Consider the following 5,255-nt stretch of genomic DNA (forward strand, 5'->3'; position numbering starts at 1 on the left):
ACCAGCAGGTTCAGGGCGCGTTCCGGCTCCCGCGCGATCATGTCGCCGGGGGGGGCCACGGCATGGACGCCGACGCGGTCCCGCCCCAGGCCGCGCAGCAGGCAGAATTCCTCCAGCATCGGCACCCAGGCGGCGCCACCGGTCAGCAGCGCCACGCGCGGCGCCATTTCCAGCGCGATGTCCAGGCTGGCATCGGCCATGCCGGTGACGGGGATACGCGCCACTTCCCGCGCCGCCTGGAGTCCAGGGTCACCGAAGCAGGCGATGGCCACGGCATCCACCTGCCCGGCATGCTCCGCCACCTGTTCCAGCACCGCATGGCCGGCGATGGCGGCCGCCGCGCGGCTGGCGATGTAGCGGGCGCCGAAGCGCGCCGTGGCCGGCAGCAGCGCCACGCCCGGCAACCCCAGGCGCGGCAGCGCGGCCTGTGCCAGCGCCAGCATGCGCTCGGTCATGGCGGCGTCGGTATTGCCGTTCAGCAGCAGGATACGCATGGGCCAAGCCTAAGGCGGAAGCCCGCCTCCGAGTAGCAGGCCTTCGCCTATTCCGGCACGGTTTCGCCGGAGCCGCCGACTTCCGCCGGAAAGTCGCGCATCTTGGGCAGGCCATCGCGCATCGGCAGCACGGTTTCGGCATAGTTCAGATGCACGGCCGGCACGAAGGGCAGCTCGGGAATGGTGGCGGCGAAGACATCGACCATCTGGAGCGACGGGTGGCGCGCCATCAGGTGGCCGCCGCAGCGCTTGCAGAACTGGCGCTCGGTCATCGGTGTCTTGGCGAAGGCGCCGATATGTTCGGCGCCTTTCGTGACCTCCACCGCCTCGGGCTGCCAGAGGCTGAAGGCATTCACCGGCCCGCCGGACCAGGAGCGGCAGGAACGGCAATGGCAGTAGCCCATGACATCCGGCTGGCCGGTGACGCGAAGCTCGACGGCGCCGCAGAAGCAGGCACCCTTATAGGAGCCGCTCATGATGTTCCTCCCCCCACTTCCATGGTTATGCCGCCGAGTGTGGCCCGATCCCGTGCCGGCGCAAGAGAATACGGGGCCGGCCGCTAGCGCCGCAGCTCCAGGATATCGAAGCGCGATTCTCGCATCGGCAGCGGCAGTTCCAGCCGCATCCGGTCCGCCGAGAGTGGCACCAGATAGCCGACCTGGTCCCGCTGCATGTCCTGGCCGTATTGCAGCGGCCGCTCATTGCCCCAGGCCTCGGCCCCGGCATAGCCGAGCCGGCGGCCTTCGATGTCGTAGAACAGGCCGGAGGTGCGCTGGGAGCCGGTGATCTTCTCCAGCCGCAGCCCTTCGGTATCGTCGGTGATGCGGCATTTGAAGTCGGCATAGACCACCAGCGGCGGGGTGCCGCCCAGCTTCAGGATGCGGCAGCGCCATTCGCCCGCCATGCGCGCCGCCGGCAAGGCGGCCGCCTGCCCCTTCAGCACCTGGTTGAGCACGGCGACATCCGCCGGCTTGCCGCGTGCACGGGCGGCGGCGATGGCCTCCCGCCGCACGGTGTCGAAACGCTCCAGCCGCCCCTGGTCGAAGGCGGAAAGGTCGTTGGGAAAGCTGCCATCCGCCAGGGCCGGGCCGACCACCAGCATGCCGGCGAGCGCCAGCCACAAGGAACGGTGCGTCATGCCGCCAAGACTAAGGCAGCATGGCGCCGATTCCACTCACATCAGGCGGCGGAGAGCGCCCAATGCCCCGGTTGCACCTCCTGCAGCACCGCGCCGGGCGGCGGGGGGACGAGGTCATAGGGGATGCGGCGCCGCGCGGCCTCCCGATCCGGGTCCGGGATAGGGGCCGCCGAGATCAGCGCGCGGGTATAGGGGTGCTGCGGATTCGCGAAGACCTGCTCCGTGGCGCCCATCTCGACGATACGGCCGCGCAGCATCACCGCCACCCGGTGGCAGAGGTGCCGCACCATGCCCAGGTCATGCGCGATGAAGAGATAGGCCATGCCCATCTCCTCCTGCAGGTCGAGGAAGAGGTTCACGATCTGCGCCTGGATGGAGACATCGAGCGCCGTGATCGGCTCATCCGCCACGATCAGCTTCGGGCCCAGCGCGATGGCGCGGGCGATGCCGATGCGCTGCCGCTGCCCACCGGAGAACTGGTGCGGGAAGCGGTCCATGAACTTGGGGTCCAGCCCCACCTGCCGGAACAGCGCCGCCACCTTCTCCCGCCGCTCCTCCGCATGGGTGGCGAGGCCGTGGGTCTTCAGCGGCTCCCCCACGCTTTCGCCAACGCGAAGGCGCGGGTTGAGCGAGGAGAAGGGGTCCTGGAACACCACCTGCAACTTGCGGCGGATCGGCGCCAGGGCATGCGGGCGCAGGCGGCTGATATCCTGCCCCTCAAAAAAGACCTGCCCGGCCGTGGGTTCTTCCAGCCGCAGGATCAGCCGGCCGGTGGTGGATTTGCCGGAGCCGGATTCGCCCACCAGCCCCAGCGTCTCGCCATGGCCGATCTCGAAGGAGACACCTTCCACCGCGCGCACGGTATGGGTCGGCTTGCCGAAAAGGTTCTTCGTGGTGTGGAAGTGCTTGGTCAGCCCCTCCACCCGCAGCAGCGGTGCGGTGGTCGCGCTCATGCGGCTTCTCCCTTGCCGGCAAGGTCCGGCCGCGCGGCGAGTGCCCGTGGCAGGTCGTACCATGCCGCGACCAGATGCCCCGGCGCGGCATCGCGCGCCTGCACCAGCGGCGGCACTTCCCGCAGGCAGCGCTCGGTGGCGAAGGGGTTGCGCGGCGCGAAGGGGTCGCCAGGCGGCGGGTTGGTCATGTCCGGCGGCGCACCGGCGATCTGTTGCAGGCGCGGGCGCTTCTTCGCCTGCCCTGGGGTATGGGTCTCATAGACCCGGCCCTCGCTATGGTCGGGCAGCGAGCGCAGCAGGCCCCAGGTATAGGCGGAGCGGGTATCGTTGAAGACCGCCCGCGCCGGCCCACGCTCCATGATGCGGCCGCCATACATGACCTGCACCGTGTCGGCGAGCCCGGCCACCACGCCCATGTCATGCGTGATCCAGATCATCGCCATATCCAGCTTGCGCTTCAGGTCCTTCATCAGGTCCAGGATCTGCGCCTGCACCGTCACGTCCAGCGCGGTGGTGGCCTCGTCCGCGATCAGCAGCTTGGGCTCGCAGGCCACGCCGATGGCGATCATGGCGCGTTGCCGCATGCCGCCGGAGAACTGGTGCGGATACTGCTTCACCCGTTTCTGCGGCTCCGGGATGCCCACGAGATCCAGCAGTTCCACCGCCCTCGCCCGCGCCGCGCGCTTGGACATCAACCCGTGGCTGGTGATGGCTTCCGCGATCTGCGTCTCCACCGTCAACACCGGGTTCAGCGAGGTCATGGGGTCCTGGAAAATCACGCCGATGCGCTTGCCGCGCAGGTCGCGCAGTTCCCGCTCCGGCAGGGTCAGCAGGTCGCGGCCCTCGAAGAGCACCTGGCCACCGGCAATACGGCCCGGCGGCTTCGGGATCAGCCCCAGCATGGCCAGCACATGCACGCTCTTGCCGCTGCCGCTCTCGCCGACCACACCCAGGGTCTCGCCGGGCTCCAGGTCATAGGTCACGCCACTGACGGCATGCACGGTGCCGCCGGTGGTGTCGAAGCGCACGGTGAGGTCTTTCACCTGCAACAGGGGCATCGGCGGTCTCCTGGGCTTGGGGAGGATTCTAATTAAGAATAACTCTTATTATCATCTGGCCGCTCATGGCAATCCTTCCCGCTCCCGGCCATGGCAGTCAGGTCAGGCAGAAGCGCACCGGGCGCAGCGGTGGCGGCAGGTCCGTCTCCCCCAGCGCGGCAAGCAACTCGATCTCCACCGTACGCGTGATGGCATCCAGCGGCAGGTCGTTCGGCTCCAGCCCGAAGGGTTCCTCCAACTGGTCTCCCAGCGCATCCAGGCCAAAGAAGGCATAGGCCAGCAAGGCGGAAGCGAAAGGCGTCGCCAGCCCGATGGTGCCGGCCAGCCCGAAAGGCAGCAGCAGGCAGAAGAGAAAGGCCGTCCGGTGCAGCAGCAGGGTATAGGCGAAGGGCAAGGGCGTGGAGCGGATGCGCTCGCAGGCCGCCTGCACCTCGGAGAGGCCGTGCAGGCGCTCCTCCAGCCCGATGTAGAGCATGTCGCTCAATCGCCCGTCTCGCCGCAGCGCCGCCAGTTCCATGTTCATGGCGCGCAGGATGGCATCGGGCAGATTCGGCGCCGCGGCCAGCGCGGCGGCTTCCTCCGGCGGCAGCCAGGGGACGGCGGCGGCCAGTTCGTCGCGGCCCCGCAGCCGGGCGCAGAGCGCATGGGTGAAGCCGATGGCCCGGCGCAGCAGCGCGGGCTGCGGGCCCAGCAACGCCGTGGCCTCCCGTGCCAGGCTGCGGGCCTCGATGATCAGGCGGCCCCATTGCTTCCGTCCTTCCCACCAGCGGTCGTAGCAGGCGTTGTTGCGGAAGCCGAGGAAGATGGAGAGCGCGAGCCCGAAAAGCGCGAAGGAAGCCAGCGGAAGTTCCGGCAGCAACCCCGGCCAGTGCCGCTCCGCCGCCACCACCGCCCCGCCCAGCAGCGTGACGCCCAGCAGGCGCGGCGCCACGACCGGCACGATGGAACCGCGCAGAATGAAGAGCAGCGCCCAGGAGCTGGGCCTGGGGCGCAGGATCATGGGCGGCCCCCGTTCAGCAGCCCTGTCACGATGCCCACGGTGCCCGCCACGATCACGGCATTGAAGGCAAAGGCGATCAGCCCGTGCAGCAGCGCCACGCGGCGGATGGCGGGAGAATGCGTCACCATGTCGGTCACGCCATTGGTCGTGCCGATGCTGAAGGCGAGGTAAAGGAACTCGGAAAAAGGCGGCTCCTCCACCCCGCCGGGGAAATGGATGCCGCCGCCGCTGAGCCAGTATTCCCGCGCGTAATCCTGCGCGAAGAGCAGGTGGACGTAGAGCCAGGAAAGCACCACCGTCGCCACGCCCAGCACCGTATGGCCGGGCGTGGAATCCGTCAGGTCCAGCGCCACCGCCACCAGGGAGGCTCCGGCGGCCAGCAGCGACAGCGCCAGCACGGCGAGGCGGCCTTCATCCAGCGCGCGGGCATGGGCGCGCATGCGCTCGGCATCGGCTGGCCAGATGCGCAAGAGCACCAGCAGGCCATGCGCCAGCACGAAGCCGCACCAGCCGAACATCGCCGCATGCAGCCAGGCGCCGCCACGCAGCCGCACCGCCGCCGCCACGACGCCGCCGGCCAGCAGCGCCGCCAGGGTCAGCGGGCGGTAGCGC

General features: G+C 69.4%; 7 protein-coding genes. All 7 read right to left on the bottom strand.

Annotated features, from left to right (window positions below; translation table 11 throughout):
• On the bottom strand, positions 1 to 494 hold a 494-nt coding region (locus IBL25_RS24250; protein ID WP_187781034.1), incomplete at its 3' end, for an aspartate/glutamate racemase family protein.
• Between the two features lie 47 nt (positions 495 to 541).
• Positions 542 to 970 (bottom strand): GFA family protein, encoded by a 429-nt coding sequence (locus tag IBL25_RS24255; RefSeq protein WP_187781035.1) that lies wholly within the window; start codon positions 968 to 970, stop codon positions 542 to 544.
• A gap of 83 nt (positions 971 to 1,053) precedes the next feature.
• Positions 1,054 to 1,632, bottom strand: a complete 579-nt coding sequence (locus IBL25_RS24260) for a DUF4893 domain-containing protein (protein ID WP_187781036.1) — start codon at positions 1,630 to 1,632, stop codon at positions 1,054 to 1,056.
• A 41-nt stretch (positions 1,633 to 1,673) separates the two neighbouring features.
• Positions 1,674 to 2,585, bottom strand: a complete 912-nt coding sequence (locus IBL25_RS24265) for an ABC transporter ATP-binding protein (RefSeq protein WP_187781037.1) — start codon at positions 2,583 to 2,585, stop codon at positions 1,674 to 1,676.
• The gene (locus IBL25_RS24270; RefSeq protein ID WP_187781038.1) at positions 2,582 to 3,643 is read right to left on the bottom strand and encodes an ABC transporter ATP-binding protein; all 1,062 of its coding nucleotides are present in this window, start codon (positions 3,641 to 3,643) and stop codon (positions 2,582 to 2,584) included. Before IBL25_RS24270 ends, IBL25_RS24265 begins: the two co-directional genes overlap by 4 nt.
• A gap of 97 nt (positions 3,644 to 3,740) precedes the next feature.
• Positions 3,741 to 4,643: a bestrophin family protein gene (locus tag IBL25_RS24275; protein ID WP_187781039.1), complete on the bottom strand. Its 903-nt coding sequence runs from the start codon at positions 4,641 to 4,643 to the stop codon at positions 3,741 to 3,743.
• On the bottom strand, positions 4,640 to 5,255 hold a 616-nt coding region (locus IBL25_RS24280), incomplete at its 5' end, for a DUF1345 domain-containing protein (RefSeq protein ID WP_187781040.1). The genes IBL25_RS24280 and IBL25_RS24275, both read right to left, overlap by 4 nt.

The organism is Pseudoroseomonas ludipueritiae (assembly GCF_014490445.1).
Lineage (GTDB): Bacteria > Pseudomonadota > Alphaproteobacteria > Acetobacterales > Acetobacteraceae > Pseudoroseomonas > Pseudoroseomonas ludipueritiae.